Annotated in this window: 20 protein-coding genes; 9 read left to right on the forward strand and 11 right to left on the reverse strand. The window is 60.9% G+C overall.

Annotation, left to right across the window (positions count from 1 at the left end):
- Positions 1–22 precede the first annotated feature (22 nt).
- The 4 genes from So717_RS21405 to So717_RS21420 form a co-directional block, all read right to left on the reverse strand.
- Positions 23–949: a hypothetical protein gene (locus So717_RS21405; protein ID WP_159981215.1), complete on the reverse strand. Its 927-nt coding sequence runs from the start codon at positions 947–949 to the stop codon at positions 23–25.
- Positions 946–1881, reverse strand: a complete 936-nt coding sequence (locus So717_RS21410; RefSeq protein ID WP_159981216.1) for a glycosyltransferase family 2 protein — start codon at positions 1879–1881, stop codon at positions 946–948. The genes So717_RS21405 and So717_RS21410 overlap by 4 nt, the downstream gene beginning before the upstream one ends.
- Positions 1882–1888: 7 nt before the next feature.
- Positions 1889–3214 (reverse strand): nucleotide sugar dehydrogenase, encoded by a 1326-nt coding sequence (locus So717_RS21415; RefSeq protein ID WP_159981217.1) that lies wholly within the window; start codon positions 3212–3214, stop codon positions 1889–1891.
- 94 nt (positions 3215–3308) lie between these two features.
- A complete protein-coding gene (locus tag So717_RS21420; protein ID WP_238841175.1) occupies positions 3309–4316 on the reverse strand; it encodes a glycosyltransferase family 2 protein in 1008 nt (335 codons plus the stop codon).
- A 244-nt stretch (positions 4317–4560) separates the two neighbouring features.
- Here So717_RS21420 and So717_RS21425 point away from each other — a divergent pair, with 244 nt between their 5' ends.
- The 3 genes from So717_RS21425 to So717_RS21435 all read left to right on the forward strand — a co-directional run bounded on the left by So717_RS21425 (position 4561) and on the right by So717_RS21435 (position 7244).
- A complete protein-coding gene (locus So717_RS21425; protein ID WP_159981218.1) occupies positions 4561–5352 on the forward strand; it encodes a sulfotransferase family protein in 792 nt (263 codons plus the stop codon).
- A 287-nt stretch (positions 5353–5639) separates the two neighbouring features.
- The gene (locus So717_RS21430; RefSeq protein WP_159981219.1) at positions 5640–6584 is read left to right on the forward strand and encodes a glycosyltransferase family 2 protein; all 945 of its coding nucleotides are present in this window, start codon (positions 5640–5642) and stop codon (positions 6582–6584) included.
- Positions 6585–6608: 24 nt separating this feature from the next.
- Positions 6609–7244: a methyltransferase domain-containing protein gene (locus So717_RS21435; protein ID WP_159981220.1), complete on the forward strand. Its 636-nt coding sequence runs from the start codon at positions 6609–6611 to the stop codon at positions 7242–7244.
- Between the two features lie 7 nt (positions 7245–7251).
- Here So717_RS21435 and So717_RS21440 read toward each other — a convergent pair whose 3' ends face one another.
- The 4 genes from So717_RS21440 to So717_RS21455 all read right to left on the reverse strand — a co-directional run bounded on the left by So717_RS21440 (position 7252) and on the right by So717_RS21455 (position 12631).
- Positions 7252–8526 carry a rhamnosyltransferase WsaF family glycosyltransferase gene (locus So717_RS21440; RefSeq protein WP_159981221.1) on the reverse strand — a complete coding sequence of 425 codons (1275 nt, stop codon included), beginning with the start codon at positions 8524–8526 and terminating at the stop codon, positions 7252–7254.
- Between the two features lie 123 nt (positions 8527–8649).
- The gene (locus So717_RS21445) at positions 8650–10896 is read right to left on the reverse strand and encodes a hypothetical protein (RefSeq protein ID WP_159981222.1); all 2247 of its coding nucleotides are present in this window, start codon (positions 10894–10896) and stop codon (positions 8650–8652) included.
- Positions 10897–11050: 154 nt separating this feature from the next.
- Positions 11051–11800: a sulfotransferase family 2 domain-containing protein gene (locus So717_RS21450; protein WP_159981223.1), complete on the reverse strand. Its 750-nt coding sequence runs from the start codon at positions 11798–11800 to the stop codon at positions 11051–11053.
- 60 nt (positions 11801–11860) lie between these two features.
- On the reverse strand, positions 11861–12631 hold the full coding sequence (locus So717_RS21455) for a metallophosphoesterase family protein (protein ID WP_159981225.1): 771 nt from the start codon (positions 12629–12631) through the stop codon (positions 11861–11863).
- Between the two features lie 450 nt (positions 12632–13081).
- Between So717_RS21455 and So717_RS21460 the strand changes: the two genes are divergently transcribed.
- Together So717_RS21460 and So717_RS21465 are read left to right on the forward strand one after the other, a co-directional pair.
- Positions 13082–14509 carry a hypothetical protein gene (locus So717_RS21460; RefSeq protein ID WP_159981227.1) on the forward strand — a complete coding sequence of 476 codons (1428 nt, stop codon included), beginning with the start codon at positions 13082–13084 and terminating at the stop codon, positions 14507–14509.
- Positions 14510–14768: 259 nt separating this feature from the next.
- The gene (locus So717_RS21465) at positions 14769–15455 is read left to right on the forward strand and encodes a VPLPA-CTERM sorting domain-containing protein (protein WP_159981230.1); all 687 of its coding nucleotides are present in this window, start codon (positions 14769–14771) and stop codon (positions 15453–15455) included.
- 185 nt (positions 15456–15640) lie between these two features.
- Here So717_RS21465 and So717_RS21470 read toward each other — a convergent pair whose 3' ends face one another.
- From So717_RS21470 to So717_RS21480, 3 genes are all read right to left on the reverse strand, one after another.
- Positions 15641–16471, reverse strand: a complete 831-nt coding sequence (locus tag So717_RS21470) for a CpsD/CapB family tyrosine-protein kinase (protein ID WP_159981233.1) — start codon at positions 16469–16471, stop codon at positions 15641–15643.
- A gap of 73 nt (positions 16472–16544) precedes the next feature.
- The gene (locus tag So717_RS21475) at positions 16545–18098 is read right to left on the reverse strand and encodes a GumC family protein (protein ID WP_159981236.1); all 1554 of its coding nucleotides are present in this window, start codon (positions 18096–18098) and stop codon (positions 16545–16547) included.
- Positions 18099–18101: 3 nt separating this feature from the next.
- The gene (locus So717_RS21480) at positions 18102–18959 is read right to left on the reverse strand and encodes an ExeA family protein (protein WP_238841177.1); all 858 of its coding nucleotides are present in this window, start codon (positions 18957–18959) and stop codon (positions 18102–18104) included.
- A gap of 603 nt (positions 18960–19562) precedes the next feature.
- On the opposite strand from So717_RS21480, the gene So717_RS21485 reads away from it, so the two are divergent.
- The 4 genes from So717_RS21485 to So717_RS21500 all read left to right on the forward strand — a co-directional run.
- Positions 19563–20255 carry a sugar transferase gene (locus tag So717_RS21485; protein WP_159981238.1) on the forward strand — a complete coding sequence of 231 codons (693 nt, stop codon included), beginning with the start codon at positions 19563–19565 and terminating at the stop codon, positions 20253–20255.
- Positions 20256–20392: 137 nt separating this feature from the next.
- Positions 20393–22834 carry a tetratricopeptide repeat protein gene (locus So717_RS21490; protein WP_238841179.1) on the forward strand — a complete coding sequence of 814 codons (2442 nt, stop codon included), beginning with the start codon at positions 20393–20395 and terminating at the stop codon, positions 22832–22834.
- 224 nt (positions 22835–23058) lie between these two features.
- Positions 23059–23631, forward strand: coding sequence for a polysaccharide biosynthesis/export family protein (locus tag So717_RS21495; RefSeq protein ID WP_159981244.1), 573 nt, complete (start codon positions 23059–23061; stop codon positions 23629–23631).
- Between the two features lie 58 nt (positions 23632–23689).
- On the forward strand, positions 23690–24538 hold an 849-nt coding region (locus tag So717_RS21500; RefSeq protein ID WP_159981247.1), incomplete at its 3' end, for a hypothetical protein.

The raw sequence follows: 24538 nt of genomic DNA on the forward strand, positions 1-24538 counted from the left end.
GTTTCTCAACACCCATCCGACCTCAAAACAGCGTTTTGAAGCGCTTCGGCACCGCATGCAGACGCGGCGCGGGATATCTCGGATATGGGTAGAACCCGTTTTCGAGCGGGCGACTGCCCCGTTTGGCAAGAACGCGCAGATAGCTCCAGAGGACCATGATCATTCCGAAGGGCCGGATTGGCGTGGCGCGCAGCGCATTGAGCAGGTCCTGTGCGGCTGCATCACTCTGACGCCACCGCCGGCTTGGATTGGCGTCAAGAGATTTCGGGGCCTTCGTCGTCTTTCGCCGCCGCGCAGCGCGTTCCAGAAAGCACGTCTCGTCGTAAAACCGCAGATGGATCGCATAGACATGCGGCAGGAACCGCACGCCGCGCTTGTCGTGGAAATGCCCGCCACGGCCCCAGCGGATCGGGGCCGTTATGATGCAGGGCTTCCCGTGGAAGGTATTGGTGCGGAAAAACCCGCGTTGCTGCAGGATCGGGCGCGACAGGTCGATCGGGTCCGGTTCAAGATCGCCACGGTGGATGATTTCAATCCCGCAGGCATGGCTGACCGGGGCTTTTGCCGCGGCGAGGCGGGTGGCGATATCCTTGCCCAAAAGCGGGTCGGTCACCAGGATCTCGTCGACATCCGTATAGACCGCAACCCGAAACCGGTCGAGCAGGCCGGAGACGAACTCCGACAGCATCTTCCAGCGGTCCTCTTCCATCTCCGGATAGGGTTCGCTCCGGGGAATGACCACTATATTGGTCCCTTCGGCCATCGCGGCGAGCTGTGCATTTTCACCGTGGATCAACACGAAAAGCTGGTCGCCCGGCACCTGTTGGCGCCAATACTCCAGCCATATCCTGAGGTAGTCGGGCTCGTCATAGACCATCGTGACAATGGCCAGCGGTGCCCGGTCATCAGATCCACCAACGGAGGGCGTGTTCTTTGTCGCGTCCATCATGCCATCCAGAATTCACGCGCATGGGTCAGCACCGCGCGGTAGTGGCGCCCGCGTGGGGCTGCCTGGCTGCGTACCATGCCCAGAAGGCTCCAGGCCCCGGCGCGGGTCACGGTATAGATCCACAGCACCAGCGCCGTGAGCTTTGCGGCGGCGGGACCACGGTGTTTGGCATTCAGATGCACCAGCGCCGAGAACAGCATGATGTCACGCTTGTGGTTGAGCTTCTTGACCGACCCGCCGCCGTAATGGGTGATCTCGCCCACAGGGGCCAGCATCAGCTCCCAGCCGGCGGCCCGCATGCGCTGGCACCAGTCGGTCTCTTCGCCGAAGAAGAAGAAGTCTTCATCCAGCAGGCCCACCTCATCCACCACCGTGCGGCGCAGCATCAGATAGCAGCCCGAAATCACCTCCACTGCGCGCGTGCTGTCCCGCTGCCAGTAGCGCATGTGATAGCGGCCAAAAAATCGTGGCCAGGGCAGTTTCGACAGACCGAATGTGTCGAGCGCGAGGTTGAGCGGTGAGGGAAACATCGAGCAGGTCCGCTGCAGCGAGCCATCGGCGTTGAGCACACGGCAGCCCATGGCACCCACCTCTGCCTGCGCGTCGAGATAGGCCACGCTTTGCGCCAGCACATCGCCATGCACCAGCGTATCGGAATTCAGCAGCAAAAGAAGATCGCCCCGCGCGACCTCCATCGCCTGGTTGTTGGCTGCGGCAAAGCCGCGGTTCTCCGTATTCTCGATCAGCCGCACCTGCGGAAAGTCGCGGGCCACCATCTCGGCGGACCCATCCTCCGAGGCATTGTCGACCAGGATCACCTCTGCCGCCAGATCCCCAAGCCCCGCCATAACCGAGGCCAGACAGTCGCGCGTCATCTCGCGCGTGTTCCAATTGACGATCAGGATCGACAGGCGAGGGGCAGGCGCGCTCATAGCAGGCTCAATAGGCAAAGATGCGACGGCCGGTTTCGGGATGGGCGGTGCCGCCATAGACGTTGCGGGTGTCGATCACCAGACCGCTCTGCCCAAGCAGCGCCTCGTAATCCACCGCATCGTGATCGGTCACAACCACGGCGGCATCCCAATGGGCCTCCCCCGGCGCGACAGAGGCCATGCCTTGCAGGGTGGCGTGCTTGCGGGTGGGTGGGATCTCGGGGATCAGCGGGTCGTGATAGGCCACATCCGCGCCCATCTCCTTGAGGATCTCCAGGATCTCCAGACTGGGGCTTTCGCGCTGGTCGTTGATATTCTTCTTGTAGGCGAGCCCCACCACCAGCACTTTCGCGCCGCGAATGGCCTTGCCAGAAATCTCCGACAGGCGCGCCACCAGCCCGTCGACCACATAGCGGGGCATCCGGCCATTGACCTCACCGGAAAGCTCGATGAAGCGGGTGTTCAGCCCATACTCCCGCGCCTTCCAGGTCAGATAGAAGGGGTCAATGGGGATGCAGTGCCCGCCCAGGCCGGGCCCCGGTGTGTAACGGGTAAAGCCAAAAGGCTTGGTCGCCGCGGCATTCACGACTTCAAAGATGTCGATGTCCATCGCATTGGCGATCTGCTTCATCTCGTTCATCAGCCCGATGTTCACCGAGCGCTGAATGTTTTCCAGCAGCTTGGTGAGCTCCGCCGCCCGGGTGGAGCTGACAGGCACCACCTGATCGACGATGGCGCTGTAAAGCTGCTCACCCAGATCACGGCAGCGCGGTGTCTCGCCACCCAGAACCTTGGGGATTTGCCGAATTGTATAGACCTCATTGCCCGGATCCTCGCGTTCGGGCGAGAACACCAGAGCCACATCCGTGCCGATCTCCAGGTTTTGCGCCTCGATGATCGGGCGCATCACTTCCGTGGTTGTGCCGGGCCAGGTTGTGCTTTCCAGGCTGATCAACATGCCGGGGTGCAGATAGGGGGCCAGCGCCTCCATACTCTTAACAACATAAGACAGGTCAGGCTGACGGTAGCGATCCAGCGGGGTTGGCAGGCACAGGATCAGGGCCTCCACCTCGGCCGCCCGGGCAAAATCAGAGGTCAGGAGCGTATCGGCCTGCGCCAGATCCGCCACGGCGGCATCGGCGATGTGATTGAAAGGGCTCTGCCCTGCGGCGAGGCCCGCAACGTGATCTTCATTGATGTCGAACCCCGCCGTCGGGAACCCGGCCTCCGACAGCCGCAGGATCAGGGGCAGGCCGACATAGCCCAGACCCACCACGCCAATGCGTGCGGTGCGAGAGCTGATTTTATCTGCGAGGGTATCAAGAGCTGTCATCTGGGGGTACTTCTCTGCGGGCCGATTTTGCGTCACGGCACAGTTATCTATAAATGGAAACCAAGGCAAAGCCTTGTCGCTTGGGGGGTTGTATTTAACTCACGTTGGGCCGGTTCCAGCTTTCTGCGTTGCGGCTGCGGTTGCCCCGCAGACACAGGCCCAGCATCTCGCGACTGCGATAGAGCCTGATCCGCGTCAGGGCCAGCACAGCCAACCCCCGGGTCCGGGTGCCGGTGATCCGGTCGCTTGCCAGGATTCGCGGCAGCTCCACCAGAGGAGAGACCGCCATGGCCCCCGCCTTTGCCAGCCAGCGCATCCGCGCCCCTGCCCCGGCAGGCAGATCCGCAAAGTCATGCGCGATATGGCGCGCCCACTTGAGCCGCAATTCGGCAAAGCTGATGCGTGCGGGGTGAAAGGCGCGCATCTCGGGGGCGAAGGTGATCTTGTAGCCTTTTGCCGTCGCGCGGCGACCCCAATCGCGGTCTTCGGCCACCTCCAGACCGGCGAAGGGGCCCACGTCCTCCAATACGGCACGGCGCACCGCAAGATTGCCCGTCCCGGTAAACCCCTGTTCGACGATATAGCGGTCCATCCGGTAGGCATAGATGCTCTCATAGGCCTCCAAGCTGGTCGGGCGAGCAGGGTCGCGCACGTCGATGCGCACATCCCCGCCGAGGATCTGGGCCACCGGGTCTTCAAATCGGGCCAGGATTGCGGCCAGCCAGCCGGCATCCGCCCGGCAATCTGCGTCGATGAAGGCCAGGATATCGCCGCTGGCCGCCGCCACACCGCAGTTGCGCGCGGGGCCCGGCCCGGGTGTCCTCTCCTGCAACAAGCTCACCTGAGGATAGGCATCGCAGACTTCTTGGGGCAACGTCTCGGACCCGTTGTCGACGACAAAGACCTCCGACGGGGCAAGCGCGCCGTCAAACAGGGAAGCCAGGCAGCGCGCCAGCGCCTCTGGCTGGTTCAGATGAGGGATCACAACCGAGATCATGAGGCCAGACGGGCCAGCCTGCACCGTATCGCTGTGCTGCGTTGTCAAACCAAAACCCTCCAGATCAATCCCGTGATCCGCACCACACCGTGTATTCCGGCGCAACCATACCCGTTCTGGCAGTGCAGGAAAACCGTCATCCGCACAGGAGGGTTAAATCTTTGGCGTTTGCTTATTTAATAAAAAGAGTGCCTTAAGATATCCCTCCGATCCGCTAAAATCGGGTGTTCAGAGGGCCGATGCGCTGCGATACAAAGGCAAAAAACACGGTACCTTCATCCACATCTTACGGGATAAGACACTCTGGGGCAGGCGGCTTCCTGTCATCTTCTTACACAAGGGCGGTTTTATGCCGAGTAACACAGTCGATTTCTTCATTGCCGGGGTCCAGAAGGGCGGCACAACAGCGCTGCACAAAAAATTGCAGGGCCACCCGGAGATCTTCCTGTCTCAGAAGAAGGAAATTCACTTCTTCGACAATGACGCACTGGATTGGCAGGCCCCCCCCTACGAAAAGCTGCACAGTCATTTCGATTTCACGCAGGACCGGGTCTTTGGCGAGGCCACACCCGTTTATACCTACTGGCCGGACGCCCTGCGCAGGCTGAAGGCCTACAACCCGCAGGCCAAAATCATCATCATCCTGCGCCATCCGACATTCCGGGCGCGGTCTGCCTGGAAAATGGAAGTGACCCGGGGGGCCGAAAAATGGGGGTTCGGGCTTGCCGTCTCAAAGCTGGGGCGAGCGCGGGTGCGCTGGTCCCGGGGCGGGGTGCACCGGGTCTATTCCTATGTCGAACGGGGCTATTACGCCCGCCAGATCGCAGAGCTCCTGGAATATTTTCCCCGCGAGCAGGTGTTTTTCTGCACCTCCGATCAACTGTGGCACACCGAACAGGACACCCTGGCGCAAATCTGCACGTTCCTGGGCGTGGCCCCCCCTGCCGCAGGCGCCGAGGCTGGGGCCGAGAAATATGTGGTTCCCGTCGACTCGTCGCAGGTTGTGGTCAAAACCACAGCTGTAGAGGCGCGGCTGAACCAGCTCTTCCGGGACGAGATCATCGCCACGGCCAAGATCACCGGCCTTGATCTGTCGCACTGGCTTGAGGACGGCTACAGCGAACCGATGCAACAGGCCTGACACCCGCGCCGCTTTGACCCAAAATAAGGACAGCCTTGCGTGCAGGTATCCCGAAGCGTTAGGTGCTGCCCCATAAGACGCCACTTCCATACACCTTTGATGCAACCACTAAGAGACCATCCCGGTATGTTTGAGACGCGAACGCCAGAGGCTCTGCCGCAGACTTGCGGTGTGATGGGCGCTGCAAGATCACACAGCGCACTTGAGGGGCGCGCAGTGCAAGCAACAGGGGCCTGTGCCAAGCACGGAAAGACCTTTGAAACCTTCCGGACTGTAAGAACACCGTCATGTCCTCACCCCTGATCAGCGTTGTCGTTCCTGTCTACAATCGCGCCCATCTGATCGCACGATCAGTGGGCAGTTTGATCCATCAGAGCTATGACAACCTTGAGATCATCCTGGCCGACGATTGTTCAACCGATGATCTGCAAGCTGCGGTGCGCGCGCTTGATGACCCGCGGGTGCGGATCGTGCGGCTGGAGCGCAACGGCGGTGCCAGTGCGGCCCGCAACGCAGGCGTCGCCGCAGCCCGGGGCGACTTCATCGCCTTTCACGACAGCGATGACATTGCCGTGGGTCACAAGCTGGAGGCGCAGATGCGCGCACTGCAGGATCTGGGGCCGGAGTATGTGGGCGTCTATACGGCAGTCCTGTCCTTTTCGGATCTGGAGCCGGAGGCCTATGGCGGAATGCAGGTGCGGATCGTCCCGCCCCCCGGCACCCGACCGCTCAGCGGTGACATGCATGCGCGCACCGTCGAGGGCAATATCATGAACCTGCCCACCATGCTTTTGCGCAAGACGGCCGTGATCGCGGCTGGCGGGTTCGACGTGCGGATGGGCAACAACAACGACTGGGATTTCACGCTGCGGGTCACCCGGCAGGGGCTCTTTCATTTCATCCCCGAGCCGCTTTACCTCGTGCCGGAACAGCCCACAATCGACCCATCGGGCAAGATCTCCCGCTCGGCCCGGAAATCAGCTAAGAGCTTTGCCTTCATCACCGGCAAGCTGCGCCGGCAGAACCCGCACACCCCGGCACTGGCCCGGCATTACGCCACCACGGCGCGGTTCCTCTTGCGACTGGGCCGGGTCCGTTTTGCACGGCGCTATCTGGCCCATGCGCTCCGGCTGCAACCTGCGGCACTGCGCGTCTGGGTGCTTTATGCGCTCTGTCTTTCCCCGAAACTTTATAAGCAACTGCGTCGGATCAAGGATGGGACCCCATCATGACACATAGATTTACAGGATAACCGTATGAGTGATTTGACCGTCAACCGTTTCCGGCAAGCGCGCGGGCGCCTTTTGCGCGCACAGATTGAGCGGATGGCCGACCATCTGGGCCGGGATTTGCGCATTCTCGATGTGGGCGGGCGCGCGGATTACTGGAAAAACGTCGGCCTGGAGCGGATCGCTCACATTGATCTGCTGAATTATGACGAAGGTGAGTTTGACCGCACCGCACCGGAGGGCAGCTTCACCAACATCCTCGGCGATGCCTGCGATCTGAAGGATTACGCCGATAAATCAGTAGATTTCGTGCACTCCAATTCAGTGATCGAACATGTGGGCGACTGGGGTGCGATGACGCGGATGGCCAAGGAAGTGGTCCGCGTGGGTCAGGCGGGCTGGGTGCAAACGCCGGCCTGGGAATTCCCGATCGAGCCGCATTTCCGCGCGCCCTTCCTGCATTGGTTTGGCGCCCCTCTGCGGCGGCGCATGCTCAGCCTCTCCAAGCTCTATCGTCAGTGCGACATTGCCGAGCGGCGCATACATATCGACCGCATCAATCTTCTGTCGAAATCAGAGGTCGCGACCCTCTTTCCCGACTGCGAGATCCACGTGGAACGGCTTGTTCTGGCCAAAAGCTATTGCGTGCACTGGAAGCCCTGAGGCGGGCTTACTGCAGAAACGGCTGCAACGCCTGCGCCAGATCATCCAGGAACGGATAGGCCGTCTCGCCTAGATAATCGGGCATATGCGACCTGGCTTTGACCCCGCCTGACGGGTCGGCCTCAAAGGCGCGGCAAGCCTCTGCCAGCGCCTGGGCCAGCGCGTCTGGCCGACTGTCGGCGAGCGAGACGATATTGTCATGGGCGGTGCCGAGATCTTTGTGCGCAAAGCGATTGGTGAGGGTCCGCAGCCCGAAATGTGCCATTTCAAAAGGCGGATAGCTGGGATGCGGTGACGCCATCAGCGAAATCCCCACCGCAGTCTCACAGAGCATCCGGGCGTAGTCTTCCAGGGAGAGCTTGCCAACGGACTGCAGCTGCCGCCCCCCCGCCAGCGGGACAGGGCGATGCGGGGTGCCCGCCGACAGCACGCTCCAGCCCGCCTGCTCCGGATGCGCTTCAGCCCAGATCTGCAAGGCTTTGCGCAGAATGGGGAAGCAATTGCGATCCTCTGCCGGGCGACCATAGACGAGGATCTGTTTCTTGCGCGTCGTGCTTGATGCGTCTTTCAGAAATGGCCGCAAGGCAGCGGAGAGCTGCGGCTCAAAGACATCGGTGCGGGCAAAGCTGTGGCCCTGCACCTCCAGCCAGCGGGCAAGCTGGCTGCTGTTGACGAGAGCAAAGATCGGCCAGTCGCTGTCATAGACCTCGCGGGCCAGCAGATGATCGGACGAGAAGGTGTAGAAGTTGGGCTCATATTCCTGAATGGGATAGAGCATGGGGCGCGGCGCCACATCGAAGTGCTCCGCCTGGGCGCGCAAGAGCCCGCGCAGATTGCCCGCGCAGGTCCAGTTGAAGGCCATGAAAACCTCGTTCTTGCGCACCGCAACCTCAGAGCCCTTGAAGCAGCGTGGCCGGATGTCGACATCCGAAATATCAAGGCCCGTGGGTTTGGCCGCGCGCGTAAAGGCATTGTCCGCCTCCACATCTTCGGGGTTGGTCAGGATCAGCCGCAGATCAAGCGGGCCGGTCTGGCGCAGGGCCTGTGCAAGACGGCAAAAGAGATCAAGACCGGTGTTGACCCCGCCAAAGGCATTGCGCCGCAGGATGCCCGGCAGCACCAGGGTCAGCCGCGGCACCTCGGAGGGGTCGGCGGCAAAGCGGTAATCGCCCAGTTCAACCTCAAAGAGGCTTGGCCCCATGAAGGATTTCTTGGCGCGGCGCACCGCAGATCGCAGACCGGGTGGTGCGGCACGGCGCGCCATGTCACGCAATCGGCTCATGCAGATATCCCCCTCAAAACCTCTGTCCCGGTGTGCACCCGATCCGTCATAACCGCCCAAATCTTACAGTCTCGTGTCTGACGGCTTCCTACATGCCGTCCTGTTGCGAGGCCAGCGGGGAATTCAGTTTTGGGTCAGGATGATCCGATCTGCGGCAAAGGCGCTGCGGCCTTGCAGATCACGGAGTCTGAGCCGGATCTCGGTTTCCTTCGGACCGGTCACAAGCTCTGTGCGGATGTACTGCGGCGCCTGTTCAGAGGCCGGGCCGATCTCCCAGGCCGCCCCGTCGCGCAGGGGGCGGTCATTCACCTCAAGGCTGAGCGTGGTTCCGGGGGCGGCCTCCGTGAACCGCATCTCGAAACGGTAGCGGGTTCCGGGTGTGAGATTGCGCGCCACAAGATCCAGCGCGCCACCGCCGCGCGGGTCCCGGATGAACTCCTGCGCCTTGGCGCCGCGCGACTGCAACCGCTGCCCCGCAAAGCGCAGAAACTGCGGATCGTCAAACAGGCTCTCGATCTGCGTCACCACCCTGTTGTCGACCGCCTGCTCTGTAAAAGCGGCCACCGGGCTGTCGTCATACCCGCTCAGGGGCTGCGACCCGGGATCATAGCTTACCGTGAGCCTGTCCTCGGCCTGGACCGGCTCCGACAGGGACAGGCGCACCCCGATGCCGGACCGGGCGACGCTGTCTATCGCGCGGGGTGTGCCGTTGACCCTCACGGTCCAATGGGCTGGATCATTCGGCGCCGCACCGCTTCGACCCTCGCGAATGGGCCGGTCAAAGCGCAGATAAAGCGCGTCTCCCCGCGTGGCACTATAAGCCGTGGCCACCTGCGGCGCGCCCTCCGGATCGAAAGGCACCCAGGCCGCCCGCATCAGCGCATGCGCGCCGCGCGAAAATCCGTTCACACTCCCGGGCTTATTGCGACGCTCGTTCAACCAGTAGCGGTCAATGTATCGCGCGACATCCTCTCCTGCCAGATAGCGAGCATCCCCGGTCAGAGCACGCACCAGGTAAAGCGAGGGCACCACAGAGGCCGCCACCCAGCGGTAGCTCGCCCCCCAGTTTGAGGCATCGCGGGACCCCTGTTTTGTATGTTGCTCCCCCCATTCGGCCATGCCGATATGATGATGGCCATAGGGATCGTGCCTGCGGCCTTGCCGGTCGGGGTTGGGGATGCGCTTGTAGACGTCCCGTTCTTCCACGGTGAAGACCTGACGCGCAAAGCCGGTCCGCCGGGCCTTGACGACAGCGGCAATCTCCTCGCTTTGCAGCATCGCGGCGGCGAAGGCCAGGGGCGCATCCATCCAGGCCTGACCACCACCCAGCCCCTCGAACCGGCCGCCCTCCTCGATGCGCCCATAGATGTCGAGCCCGAGGGCCACCAGCCGATAGGCGACCTGCTCTTTCTGATAAAGCGGGCGGAAGAGCCCGAGGAAGAGAAACGCTTCCTCCAGTTCCCGCGCGATATCGCGCCCGTAATTGGGCGCATAGACATTGCGCGCCGCGAGGTTATTCGTCGTATGAATATAGCGCACCCGCTCCACCGCTGCGAGCGCCTCCGTATAGCTGGGCATATGTTTCTGCTGTGGCGGAGCCCAGTTGGGCAGGCGTCGGACATCAATGTCATCGACGTGAAAGTCAGAGGTTTTGCGCGCCACGGATTGCGACGGGCGCAGGCTGCCGTCGCGGGGCGGATCGCGCACCACAGTGAAAATCCCATAGCGCTGCACCACATCGCGGGGCCGCTCGAATGCGGCCGCAAGCCGGCTTTGGGCCACCACCAATGTGCCCTCGGTCACGGTCAGCGGCGCGGCACCGGGCAGCCCGGGGTCGAGATTAAGCGCCGCCTGGTAGCGGTCGGTTTCGCGGGACGTGTCATAACTGTCAAAGCCCTGTGCCCCTGCGCCTATACGGTTCTTGGCCGGGTCGCCGCCGACATAGTCGCGGTGTCCGGGGTTCAGCATCATCCCGTGCACAACACGATCCGTGACCAGCGCTCCATCCTTGTCCCGAAACCGCTGATCGGCGCGTCCGGCGGGCAGCTTTCCAATGATGGTGACAGGGCCCTTGATCCAGGGTGTTCCGTCAGCATAGGTGCCGACCTCGGTCTCCTCCTGCCAGAACAGCTGCATGCCATTGGACGACACCGCGCTGGTGGCCATCTCACTGGTATGGGACGCTGCGGTTGCGGCATGGATCCACCGGTCCGGCAGGCCATCACCGCGAAACGGGGCCGCAGCCGCCTGCGGGGCGCTCCGCTCTGCCGCGACCTGCCAGATCGGAGCCGTTTCCGCATGGGGCAGGCCTGCGCCCCCGCAGAGCGTGGCCAGCAGACTGAAGACCATCACAATATCATGTCGCCGCATGGCAAGCCTCCTGAGCAGACCGCCGCACGGGGATACCAGGGGCCGTCTGTTCATGGAAATCACAAAGGGCGGAGGCGATCCACCCCGAAGGCGAGCCCCGATCCGAAGCCAGAGTTCTATCGGCAGCGGACCGCGTAGCCTGCGGCGGATGCGCTCACAGACGCCCGCGCCTGTATTGAAACACCACCAGCGGCGCAGCCACGAGCGCAAAGAGCAGCCGGGCCCAGGCCCAGTGGTCCGTAGGGGGCGGCTTCCCGGCACCCTCTGCGGGATCATAGCCAAACCGCTCGAAGTCGTTTCGGTGCAGCCAGTGGATAAACCGCAGATCCTGACGCGACGGCACCGCATCGCGCCTGTCTGTCGAGGGCAGGGATTGCGGCATCTCACCCGGGGGGGATCCGTCGATTTGCGCCAGATAAGCGGCGACAGGGTCAAGCCCGTCCTCCAGCCGGAAGAGGTCGACACCGCTCTTTGGCATCAGGTCAGTCTGGGGGCGGATATGATTGTCATAAAGATGTGGCATAAGCTTCGACGCAATCCCCACAACCCGCAGCCATGTCGCAAAGGACATCCAGCCCAGGCGCCGTTCCAACCATTTGAAATTCCGGTAGCTTTTCTGATAGCGAAACTCGCTCACAAGACGCGCAACCGGGTGCCGGATAACAGCAAAGATCTGGTCGGGGTCCTTTTCGAGCAAGGCCTCCGCCTCGGACCAGATCATATGCTGCGGCGAGCTCAGCGGGCGGTGGCGCCCCTCGCTCTTCTTCCAGGCTCTCAGCCATGCGCGATCCAGCAGCGTGACCTCATAGGACTGTTTGTCCAGGTAGTCCTCGACGCTTGACCCGCCTGCCTTGGGGCAATGCACGAAATAGACGGATGTCTCGCCGATCTTGATCAGGGGCATGGCCTGTCCTCGCGGTTTCGAAGCGATGTGGCCGGGTTTTCAAGGATATGCCCTGCAGGGTCAATCGTCATGGCCGCGCCCCGTATGAAGAAAACGCACACTCTCGTCCAGACAGACCGCGGTGAGCCGGTCGGAGTAATAGGCCCCTGTGTCCACGCAGATGCGGGCAGGGGTGACGACAGGCTCGGGGCCGTTGTAATGGCCATGCACCACCCGCAGGCCCTTGAGCCCCCTGCCCCGCAAAAACGCCGTATTGCCCCAGAGCAGATCGCGGTCGCGCTGATCCGCAAGCGCCCGACGCGGATCGACGGCCGCATGCACAAACAGCACCTCCCCTGACTGCCAGAACCGCTCCGTCTCCTGCAGAAACGCCAGATGTGCGCCAAGTGCGGTCTGAAACGCCGGCGCAAGCCGTTCCGGGTCGCCGTCCGGATCCAACCCATAGCTCTTCAGGGTTCTAGCCCCGCCAAAATCAAGCCACCGGCGGCCCGCGACGGGGTCTTGCAAAAAATCAAGCAGGGCGGCTTCGTGGTTGCCCTTGAGGAAGATTGCGTCCTCCGCCCCGGCCTGTTGCAGCACCAGAAGCCGGTCCAGCACCGCGCGGGACTGCTCCCCCCGATCCACGTAGTCACCCAGAAAGACATATTTGACCGCACGCGCATCGGCCTGCCTGCGGCTGTCCTCAGTGATAAGGTCCAGTAATTCACCCAGCAGATCGGCCCGCCCGTGAATATCACCAATGGCATAGATGCGGTGATCCGGCTGCACCTGCGGCTGGGGGGGCGCGGTGCGCGATCCGGGTAAAAGATGCGTGAAGATTTTGCCGATCATCCAGATGCACCCTTTCTTCTTCGCCCGACACGCCACAGATGTGACACGGGACCATAGGCGCCCCGCAGGAGGGTGGATACCGCTATCGGAGAATTCTGCAAGGCTCAGCCGGCGCGCTGCGGAGTGGACGACGCGGCGGCGGTGACCTACGCTTATCTCCCGAGAGCGACACCGGGGAGAGGTGCGATGATGAAACAGCTTTTCGCCTTGGCAATTTGTATATTCTGCTGGTCCGGATTGCCTTTGGGCGCCGAAGGCACGCGCGCCTCGCAAACGCAACCGGCCGTCAATGAAGGCCAATCGCCCCTGCCTCTCTCCCGTGCCGCGCCAGAGCCAGCCGTGCCCGACGCGCACAGGCTGCCGATCAGGTCAAAAAATCTTGCCTGGAACCCGCAGATACGACGGTTTGTCGTCCCGATCAATTTGCCGACAGGCGTACCAACGCCCCCCTTGCCTTTTGCTGATGACGCCCGGCCCGACCAGCGGGCGGCCCAGGCCAATCTCGCCCGGCTCATCAACGCGGGCCAGGCCGCAGGCTTTGCCGGCCTGATCTACGACAACCGCGATGCGGGGCACTCGGATCTGGGCCATGCCCGCTATCCAGGGCTCGTCGTTACCCGCTATGGCCCGGCGCTGCAGGATCGGCGTCTGCACTACGGGCTGGCGGAGGATCTTCTCTTTGACGGGATTGTTATCGGAAATTCCTCCACCGCGTTCAAAAGCGGGCGCGCGCCGCGCAGCCTGCCGCGCGCTGCCATGACCAGCGGGGTGGGTCCCACTTTTGCCTATCAGAACTACCGGCTGAACCACTTTTACGTCTATCCTGAGCACCGCGACCATGATGCGGTGGATCTCTTTCCGGCAAACTGGCCCTACATGATCATCAGCCAGGGGTCGTCTTATCGCGACCGGCCCTTCGTAGCGGCTGCGGTTTGGGCCTTGGCGGCCATGCGCCCCGACACCCGCGCGATGCTGCAGCGCGAAGACTTGGTGGCGCCGACGCTGCAAATGATCCTGCGGCGCAGCCAGGCCCATGTGCGCAACCGCGCCACCTATCTCACCGGCGCGGCCCACCCCACCGTTTTCCAGCAAAGCGCGCTGCGGCTCGACCGGGTGGTGGCGCTGGCGCAAAGCCTCACGCCAGACACCGTGCCGCCCGTTCCCATGCTGCAGGTGCTCTCGGAAACATTCGCCCCGCGCGCCGGGCTGATCGGGCGCAGCGAGCGGCTTTTTGACACCCCGGGGGCCATAGCCCGGATCTGGCGCGGCCCGGAGTGGGAGAAGGAGATGATCCTCGCCACCGACACGCGCGGGCCTGCGCGGGCGGCAGATGCCAAGCTGCACTGGGTGCTGTTGCGGGGGGACCCGTCGCGCGTGCGGATCGAACCACTTGATGAGAGCGGTACCCGCGCCCGGCTGACGATCAACTGGCACGATCGCCGCCCCATAGCCCCCCGCGCAGAGCGGCTGAGCGACCGGGTGGATATCGCGGTGATCCTGACCCAGGGCGGGGTCGAAAGCGCGCCGGCCATCCTCTCCATCAGCTTCCCGACCCATCAACAGCGAGACTACGCAGCCCCCGACCGCCCCGGCGCGCCACCCCGCCTTGTATCCGTCGATTACGATGCGATCGCCGCCGGGCGCACATATGACCCGGGCCTGCACTGGAGCGCCCCCTGGCGAGACACGCCGATCTACGAAGAGGACCGGCTGACCGGCTGGACCCGGACCTTCAGCGATGACCGCCCGAATCAGCGCTTTCTGGCTGACGGGCGTTTTGCAAATGGGCGCGAAGCTGCCTACACGCTAAAGGGGAAAGAAAAGGGCTCGCCCTTTCTCGAAGTTGCGGAAATAACCTTAATCGATGAACAAAACTGATTCGCAGCTGCGATGATCACGATCTGTATCGGAGCCGATTTCCCCAAAAAATCAGGGCAAGATCGTTGAAAATTCGACAAATCTGCCTCTGACGGGCGATTGATGAAGTTATTTTAGCGCAAGATTTCGCTTTTACTCTTCTGTGCACAGGCCAGAGGTGATAAAACTTCTCCGAGGGTTGTCTCTTTATTGTATTCGAATTTTAACGTTCGAGGCTGTAAAGGGGCGGAGAATAGTAGTGTAACTTTGGAGTTATAAGATGTCGGTTTCGTTTAAATCCTTTTGTCTTGCGGCAGGTGTAACCGCTGCAAGCACCATGGGCGCCTCTGCTGCGCTCCTCGATTTTACTGCAGGTCCTGATGCAACAGGCCAATTCAGTGATGGCGATGGTGGCTTCATCACTTGGGAAGTGACTGCAACTGGTGGCACGTTGAACACAAACACGCCCATCGACGCAGAACTGCCCCTTCCAGCGCCGGGCGGCGTGCTGGCACTTGAAAACGACGGTGTCGGCGTCGATGACGACGAAGCAACGGCCCAGGATGATCAGACTCTGATCGTCACGTTCAGCGAGGCTATTCTGCTGACAGGTCTGCACTTCCTTGATCTGTTCATCGGCCCACAAGGCGGAACAGAGTCGGTTTCCGTCTTCGCAAATGGCGGTATCAACCTGACAGCTGGCGATCCCGTCGAAGCCAGCGACGATATTGGTGTAGCACCCGACAATGGGTATGCATTCCGCAGCTTCTCGGACATCGAGATCACGTCTTTGACGTTCATCCCTGGCGATGCAACCGATGACACAACTGGCGACTTCGCACTTGCTGCCATCGAATATGAACTGGTTGACGATCAAATGGATCCAGTTCCGCTTCCTGCTGGTGGTTTCTTGCTGCTGGGTGCCCTGGGTGCTCTGAGCGTCGCACGTCGTCGCAAGAAAGCCTGATCCAAAGCGATCATATGCTAGTTTTGAAAAGGCCTGCCTTGTGCAGGCCTTTTTTTGTGGGCAAGGCCTCTTCCCAGAGTTCAAACAGGAGAAATACATAAAAAAGCACTGCCGCGACGACGACAGTGCCCTCAGCGTGGTGTTGCAGTCCGTAACAGAACGGCAAGACAACCCGAAGTCAGGCCTTACGAATAATAATCGTAGCCGTATTCCTTGCCCATATAGCGACATTTGTTCAGCACCACCCCCAGAACATTGGTCCGTTCCGAGATATCACGCTCACAATTGTCCACCTCACTGATCGAGGTGCTCTCGGCAGCCGCCACAAGCAGCGCACAATCGACAGTGTCGGCAAAGCCGACCATATCGTCACTCACGAGTGTGGGAGGCATGTCGAAAATCATGATCGTCGGTTGATACACCCGTTCAACCTCATCAAGTGCAGTGCGCATCGTATCGCTCTGCAACAGCTCCGACGGATGCCGGGCGGATCCGTGATTGGCGCCCACGAGAATATTTTCCGAAATGCGCACCAGATGCTCCTCGATCGGAGCACGCCCTTCAAGCGCATTGGCAAACTGGCTGGTGCCGCGTGGCATGCCCAGAGTGGCAGCCACATTGGGACGCCGCAGATCCATTTCGATCACGGCAACCCGCTGTTCGGGCTGGCGCGCAATGCTGAAAGCAAGCGACAGGCTCAGCGTGGTCTTGCCACAGGCGGCATTGGGCGAGGTGACAGCCAGCCGGTTCCAGCCGTTGTCACGCATCATCTGCAACACTTTGGTGCGCAACATATCGATGGGCGTCGACAATTGATTGCGCTCATATGCCGGAATGCGATTTGCCGCCAGAAGCTGCGGATCAGGCTCAAAGACCTTGATGGCCTTCCAGGCTTCCACAAGATTGGCGCTGCCCTTGATCGGAGTGGCAGGTCTGGCATTGGCCTTGTCGGCCGGTTTCGCGACGGTCCCGCGTTTCGCGCGCGCGCGCTCAAGAGCAACCTGGATACGTTCCATATCTTCTACATCTCACCTTTCACATCGCCCAATCAAGCCGCGCACAAACGCGACCTGGCACATCAAAGACACATCACCCGCCGCTCAGAAGGCGCGTCACATTTGACAACCCGGTCTGGTCCAGCACCTGTTCAATCAGCAAATCGAGCGGCAGATAATATGTATGCAGCGCCCAGATCGTCGCCGGGGCCGCGATCACTGCGATAAAGACACCACAAAAGATAATGCCATCGTGAATCCGCCGCTGCCGGTTGGTCCGAATGTAAGGCAAGGTCGCAATGGGCGTGATATTGAGCTTGTTCTGGATATCGACAGGGCGGCGGACAGATGAATTGAGCAGCTCCATCAGCACGATCAGGCCGAGCCCCAGCACAAAGCCCATACCCACGCTGCCGCCAGCAATCAGGGGCCGGTTGGGGCTGGTCGGTGCATTCGGAACCACAGCCTGCTCAACCAGCTGGAGCCGCTGGCCCTTGGCCAGAACTTCAATCCGCTCACCCATCTCGGCAGTGGCCAACCGTTCAGACGCCGATTGATACTGTCTTTGGACATTGCGAAACGCGCGCTCCAGCTCGCTGAGCCGGATCGAGTTTTCGGGTGTGGCATCAATGGTATCCTGCAACCGGGCAATCTCGGTTGCGATTTCTTCTTTCTGACGGGTGAATTCCGTAAGCTGCTGGTCGATATCGCCAAGCTGGAGTTCGAACAGCGCCCGCCCGGCATCTTCTTCACCCTCAACCGCTGACTGCGACGCCACAACGCCCTCCAGGGCAGAAATGCGGGTCTGCAGAACGCGAATGCGCGGGTTTTGCGGCGAATAGACCAGCAAGGCGTTGTCCAGCTCTTTCTGCAAGTTTTGCAGCTGCCGCTGTTCAGGCGAAAGATTTGCAGAATCCGTATCGACACGGCCTGTCCGTTCGAACAAATCTACGAGGTTGGCACGCCGCTCAACCAGCGCCGTTTCCTCCCGCTCGATCTGCACCAGTCGCTGTTGCAGCGATGTCTGCTGCCCGCGGCGGAACTCCATACTGTCGGGCAGCGCATTCTGGTGCTGCAGGCGGAATTCCAGGATGTTGCTACTTTGCGCATCGATCTCGGCGCTCAGCCGGGCGACCTCCTGCTCGAAGAACTCCAGCGTCTGGGTGGCACTACCTGTGCGCAGCTCCACGTTCTGAGCCAGGAGCCGCGTCACCAACTCATTTGCGACAGCAGCCGTGGTTGTGGCATCCCGCCCGCGGAAGCCGACCGTAACAGTCGCCGCACCGCGCCCGCGCGGTTGTGCGATTGTGATCCGCTGGCGCATGTCGCTGATGATGAAATTCGGGTCAAGTTCGCTGCGGTTGGGGTAGATCTGCATCTTGTCCGCCATTTCGAGAACCGCAGCGCGGCTGGTCAGCTCCTGCTGGATGATCTGAACCTGCTCGCCGACACCGGTCTGCACCGTGGAAGAGGCCAGATCTTGCGGGATCTGCGCCCGCTCGACCCGCAAGATGGCGGCGGCCTCGTATTCCGCAGGCAGCATGGTGGCAACCGTGACCCCCACAGTGGAGACGAGCCCCGCAACCACCAGGAAATAGTGAAACCGGCGGAAGAAGATCGACAGGTAGAATTTCGGGCTGAACGTCATAACTCAGGTCTTTTCCAAAAAGAGAACATTCGACATAAACAAACCATCCCGCAGGACGTTCCGGACCATATCAGCGGTCACGACCTCCTGCTCTTCGGATGAGGCATATACCAGAGAAAAGTCTGCGAGTTGGTTCACAAGACGCGGAATTCCCCGGGCAGACCGCGCGATAAGCCCGATCGCCTCATCGGTGAACATATCCCTGCCGGCCCCCGCGACCTTCATACGGTGTTTGATGTAGTCCGTCACCGTATCCACGGTCATGGCCGATAGATGCACATTGGCTGCGATTCTCTGGCAGAATTGCTCCAAACCGGGCTGGCGCACAATATCGCGCAGTTCTGGCTGACCGACAAGCACAAGCTGCAAGAGCTCATCCTTGTTGGTGTTGATGTTGGTGTACATGCGCAGCTCTTCCAGCGCCTCACGGTCGAGGTTCTGCGCCTCGTCGAAGATCAGGACAACCCGGCGACCCTGACTATACTCCTCAATCAGATACATCTGAAACTGGTTGAAGAGATCGACGTAGTCCGACCCCGGCACCACCGGCTGGGACAGCGCCATCATCACCCAGCGCAACAGCTCGCCCCGCCCGCCCTGCGCATTGGAGATCAGGCCGATGGTGATATCGCCCTCGATCTGTTTGAGCAGATATTGCAGCAGCGTCGTCTTGCCTGCCCCCACATCCCCTGTCACCAGCGTGATGGGCGCATGGGTAAAAAGACCATATTCCAACATGTTGAAGGCCCGCTTATGGGCATCGGACCAATACAGAAAATCCGGATCCGGGACGAGCGAAAACGGGCGCTCGGTCAGGCCGAAAAACTCTGTATACATATCAAAGGAGCTGGACATGGTCATCTCGTCTGCTGGCAACTTTTACTACACATCAAAACCAAACCCCTAGAGGTATGTCCCGACCTCTTCCACGTTCTGGAGCTAGGCTGCGGCTGCCATAACTGATTTTGCATTGCTGTTCATCCAGTTTTTTCGGTCACCTGTGCCAAACCCCGCCGATGCCCGCCCCGCCAAGTGGGGGGCCGACACCAGGCTCTCGAGCCTTACCCGGCAATTCACAACACCTTGTCTCTGCGGTGCTGGCGAGTACCTCAAAACCGAATCAAAAATGAGGCAAGGTTGAATCACAGGAATGATTTTGCGATGCTCAGACGGGTGCGGCACACGGCCAGGTTGATTAATCCATGGGCATTTGCTTCAAACATGGGCAAAACTGATCACAGAAACGGATGACCTTCATATTTATCAGTATCTTACAGTATTTCCTAAAATTTACCCTAAACTACGATAAAATTGCCAAAGCCTCGTTTCGCTTGTATGTAGGATTGGCGGAAAAATTTTGCGGAGACACCAGATCCTTTAGATTTGTTTCAAATTTGTTATTTAAAGACCTCGAACAAACGTATCCAGTAAGTGGCTTTGGCCGACAAAGTGAAGGTTGCAAGTATGTCCATTCATTACACGACGATCGCGGAACATGACGATGACACAGATTTCATCCAGGCCCGTTATCGCCGATCGGACGCTCGGGACGCCTACAGAGGCGGGATCAAACGGTGTATCGACGTCGGGCTGACGCTGATGGCATCCCCTCTGGTTGTGTCTATCGTCTTTGTTCTGGCTCTGTGCATCTTCCTGCGGGATGGCCGCAACCCCTTCTATTCGCAAAGCCGCGTTGGCCTGGGCGGGCGTATTTTCACCATGTGGAAACTGCGCAGCATGGTCACCAATGCCGATGCTCTGCTGGAGCAGTACCTGAACGAGAACCCCGAAGCCCGGGCCGAATGGACCAGCAAGCAAAAGCTGCGCAATGATCCGCGCATCACCACTCTTGGGGCGGTTCTGCGCAAAGCATCGCTCGATGAGCTGCCACAACTGTGGAATGTGCTGAAGGGCGACATGAGCCTGGTGGGCCCGCGTCCGATGATGCCCAAGCAACAGGCGCTTTACACCGGCACGGCCTATTTCCGCATGCGCCCGGGTGTGACAGGCTTGTGGCAAATCTCTGACCGCAACGACACCGCTTTTGCACGCCGCGTGCAATTCGACAACGTATATGAGCGGATGTTGTCCTTCCGGACAGATGCCAAGATCATTCTGGCGACGATCCGGGTCGTGCTCAAAGGCACAGGCTGCTGATCCAGGCCTTCTGTGATCTTGATTACGTCTTTGTTATTACAGATCTGATAGCTTCACATTTAGGCCGTTGACCATTACGTTTTAGTCGGCTGCCTGCTGGATTTTACCGACATCTGTGGAGTGTTCAGATGAGACTTATGCGTAAGCTTCTGTTTCCGCTCGTTATCTTGATGGCGCTCAGCGCCTGTGAGACCTCTGAAGAACGTGCAGAGAAGCATTTCGCTGCAGCACAGGAACTCCTGGCTGAGAATGATGTGGATCGCGCGCTCGTCGAGCTGCGCAACGTCTTCAAACTCAACGGTCAGCACCGCGAGGCCCGCAAGCTCTTCGCCCAGATCCAGCTGGATCGTGGTCGCGAGGATATCGCCTATCGGCAATACCTTCGTCTGGTTGAACAATACCCCGATGACATCGACGGGCTCCGCGTGATCAGTGAAATCTCGCTGCGCCGCTTCGATTGGGAGAATGCCGAGCGCTATATCCCGCGCGGGCTCGCATTGGTTCCGGAGGACCGGCTCTTTCAGGCGATGAATGCGGTTGTCGCCTATCGGGCCGCCCGCAATGACGAAGACGCCGACGCGATGGAGGCCCTTGTCACCCAGGCCGAAGAGATCGTCGCCGAAGATGGCAGCCAGCTTTTCGCCCGACAGATCCTCATCGACGACCGGTTGTCCAAACGCGATCTGACAGGCGCGCTGGAGCAGGTTGAGACCTCGCTCGCACAAGAGCCTGACAATCTGCGTCTGCACGAGATGAAACTGCGCATTCTCAATGAGTTGCAGGACACCCCGGCCGTCGGCGCGCATCTTGAAGAGATGATCCGCCGCTTTCCCGAGAACGAACAGATCCGCAGCTTGATGATCAGCTGGTACCTGCAGGAGGGGGAGCTTGATCAGGCCGAGGCCTTCCTGCGGCAGCTTGCGGAGCAAGCGGACGACGCAGACCGGCGGGACGCGCAGGTTGCGGTCATCCAGTTCCTGCGTCGCACCGCCGGGGCGGAGGCGGCCCTCGCCGAGATCGATGCACGCATCGCCGCAAGCGACAACCCGCTCTATTTCCGCAGTCTGCGGGCGGCACAGCTTTTCGACAGCGGCGTCCGGGATGAGGCGATTGCCGAATTGCGCGACGCCCTCGACGGGGCGGAAGCATCAGAGGATGCACGCACCGCCAAAGTCGCACTGGCGCAGATGCTGGAAAACGAAGGGGACAACATCGGCGCCCGCGCGCTGGTCGAGGAGGTGCTGGAGCAGGATGGGCTGCAAGTCACCGCACTGCAGATGAAGGCCGCCTGGCAAATCGAGGCCGATGCCATCGCCGAGGCGATCCAGCTCTTGCGCACGGCGCTTGATGCCGACCCGCAGAATGCGCAGACACTGACCATGATGGCCCGCGCGCATCTGCGCGATGGCGACCGCAGCCTTGCGGGCGAACGGCTGTCACTGGCGGTCGAAGTATCGAACAACGCACCTGACACATCGGTGCGCTATGCCAATTTCCTGTTGCAGGATGGCCGCTTTCCTCCGGCGGAATCGGTGCTGCTGGATGCGTTGCGGCGCGCGCCCAACAATGTGCAGGTCCTCCAGACCCTGGGGCTTGCATATCTGTCGGAAGCCGACTGGGGCCGCACACGCGGGGTCATTCGCCAGCTTGAGCGACTTGAGACTGCCGCGGGAGCCGGCGTGGCCCGTGCCCTGCAAACCCAGCTCTTGCTGCGCCAGAACAGAACCGACGAAAGCATCACCTTCCTGCAAGGCTTGATCGACCAGGGCGATGCCTCGCTTGAGGCCGTCGCATTGATCGTGCAGACCCACCTCCGCGAGGGCAACATCGCGGAAGCGCAGTCCTTCCTGGATGAGACCATCCGCGAAAACCCCGATGCCCTCCTGCTGCGGTACGTACAGGCCGCACTTTATGCGGCAAGCGGGAATGTTGAAGACGCCACCACGGCCTACCGCGCGCTGATCGCACAAGAGCCACAGAACGATGCGCCCGTCCTGGCGCTCTATGTGATCCTGCGCGATACCGGCGACCAGCCCGGAGCCACGGCTGTGATTGATGCCGCTCTGGACCGAATGGAGGCGCCCTCGCCGCGCCTGATGTCCGTCAAGGCGTCGCAGCTTGAGGCAGAGGGCGATATCGATGGGGCCATTGCGATATACGAAGACCTTTATGCCCAGAGCACCGACAATGTGGTTCTGGCCAACAACCTGGCCAGCCTGATCACCACGCATCGCGATGACGCCGAAAGCCTGGAGCGGGCAGAGGTCATCGCGCGGCGCCTGCGCGGCAGTGATATTCCCGCGTTTCAGGACACCTATGGGTGGATCCAGTACCGCCGTGGCAATTTCGAAGACGCGGTGGAGTATCTGGAGCCAGCCGCCGCCGGGCTGCCCGAGGATCCGATGGTGCAAGCCCATCTGGGGCTCGCTTATGCCGCCACGGAACAGGTGGAGCTGGCGCGCACAACGCTCACCCGCGCGCTGGAGCTCGCGGGCGACAGCCCCCTGCCCCGCTATGCCGAGGTGCGTGAGGTTCTGCAGAACCTGCCTGACCCCATTGAAGACGCCGACCAGAACTGAGACGGGGCTGCAAAACAGCCCCGTACCCAGTCAGAAACCGGCATAGCCGCATCACCGGTCTCCCCCCCAAGGGGCCTCAGCCTGTTGTTGCAAATGAGCGACGGCACCGCTGCCATTGCCCCGGGTGGCGAAAAGCCGCTTTGACCCAGAGAAAAACCTCGATAAGCAAGGAAAAAACCGCATAAAGACGGTCACCCCTCCGTCAAGCCTCCGAGGTCCTGATCATGAGCCGTATCATCGTCTTTCTCGTCACACTTTTGCTGTCGGCGACCACACTCACCGCTCAGGAGCAATACAGGCTCCAGCCTGGCGACGCACTGCGTATCGAAGTGCTAGAGGATGGCTCGCTCAACCGGCAGGAGTTCATTCTGCCGGACGGGCGCATCAACGTGCCGCTGGCAGGGTCCATTCTGGCAGGCGGGCGCACCGTCAGCCAGGTGCAGGCCAGCATCATATCGGCACTGGCGCCGAATTTCGCGGCCCCCCCCACTGTCTTTGTGTCTGTCGTCGGCCTTGGCGGTCAGGAAAACCTTGAATTGATCAGCGTCTATGTGGCGGGTGAGGCAAACGCCCCGGGCAAGCGGCGGATCGAAGAGGGCACCACGCTTCTGCAGTTTCTGGGAGAGGTCGGCGGTTTCAGCCGGTTTGCCGCGACCAAGCGGCTGCAGCTGCGCCGTGGACAGCAGATCTTCATCATCAACTACCGCGACATCGAACGCGGAGCGCAAATTCGCAACAATCTCATCATGCAGGAAGGCGACACGCTGATCGTCCCGCAGAGACGGCTTTTTGAATAAGCTAAAGCGCGTCGGTCCATCGCAGGAGAAACTGAGACCGGGCAGCAAAGGCAGGGGTGTGGGCAATTTAATCAATAGAAAAACCGGTCTGGCCGGTGTTTTGGTGGCCTCAATGGTCACCATGTCTCTCGCCCAGGAGAGTGAGCTGCCAACCAGACGGTTCGGCCTGACGCTCAACCAGCAATTCAGCGCCACAGACAATCAGGAACGTGATGCCGAGAGCGCGGGTGTGACCTATGAATCGTCAACCCGGCTTGGCTTCACTGCGGTGACCCGCAACCCGCTCAACCGGCTCGATTTCTCGACATCAGCCGCTCTGCGCTTCAGCGATGACCCCGAAGGCGACAATCTGTCGGGGGTCGACCGCCCCCGGCTGGATCTCAACTATGTCCGCTCTGGCGCAGTGAATACCTTTTCGATTTCGGCTGACTACCGTGAGGACGATATCGAATTTCTGCGTCCTCTGGATGATTTCGTCGATGAGGATGGCGTGCTCGACATCCCGGATGATATCGATGATCTGAACGACACCGGCACCCGGGCCCGGTATAATACCGATGTGTCGTTCAGCCTGTTGCAGAACGCCCCCCTGTCACTAAGCTTCGATTTCGGGATCAGCGGGCGCCGCTACAGCGGTGTGACCAACCCTGACCTGTTCGACACCGAAACCATCCGCTACGGGGTCACCACGGGGTTCCGCTTCGCGCCCGGCTTCACCGGGCGGCTTAATGTATCGCAATCCCAATTCACCGCAGAAGATACCGAGCAAACAGAACGCGACCGGCAGTCCATCACCTTCCGGGTCGACCGCGACTTCTCCAAGGTGCTCACCGGGCGCGCCTCCATCGGACGCACTCAAATCGACACCGACAGCCTGGTCGAAAACACGCGTGTGACCGGAACCAAC

The organism is Roseobacter cerasinus (assembly GCF_009811755.1).
Taxonomy (GTDB): domain Bacteria; phylum Pseudomonadota; class Alphaproteobacteria; order Rhodobacterales; family Rhodobacteraceae; genus Roseobacter; species Roseobacter cerasinus.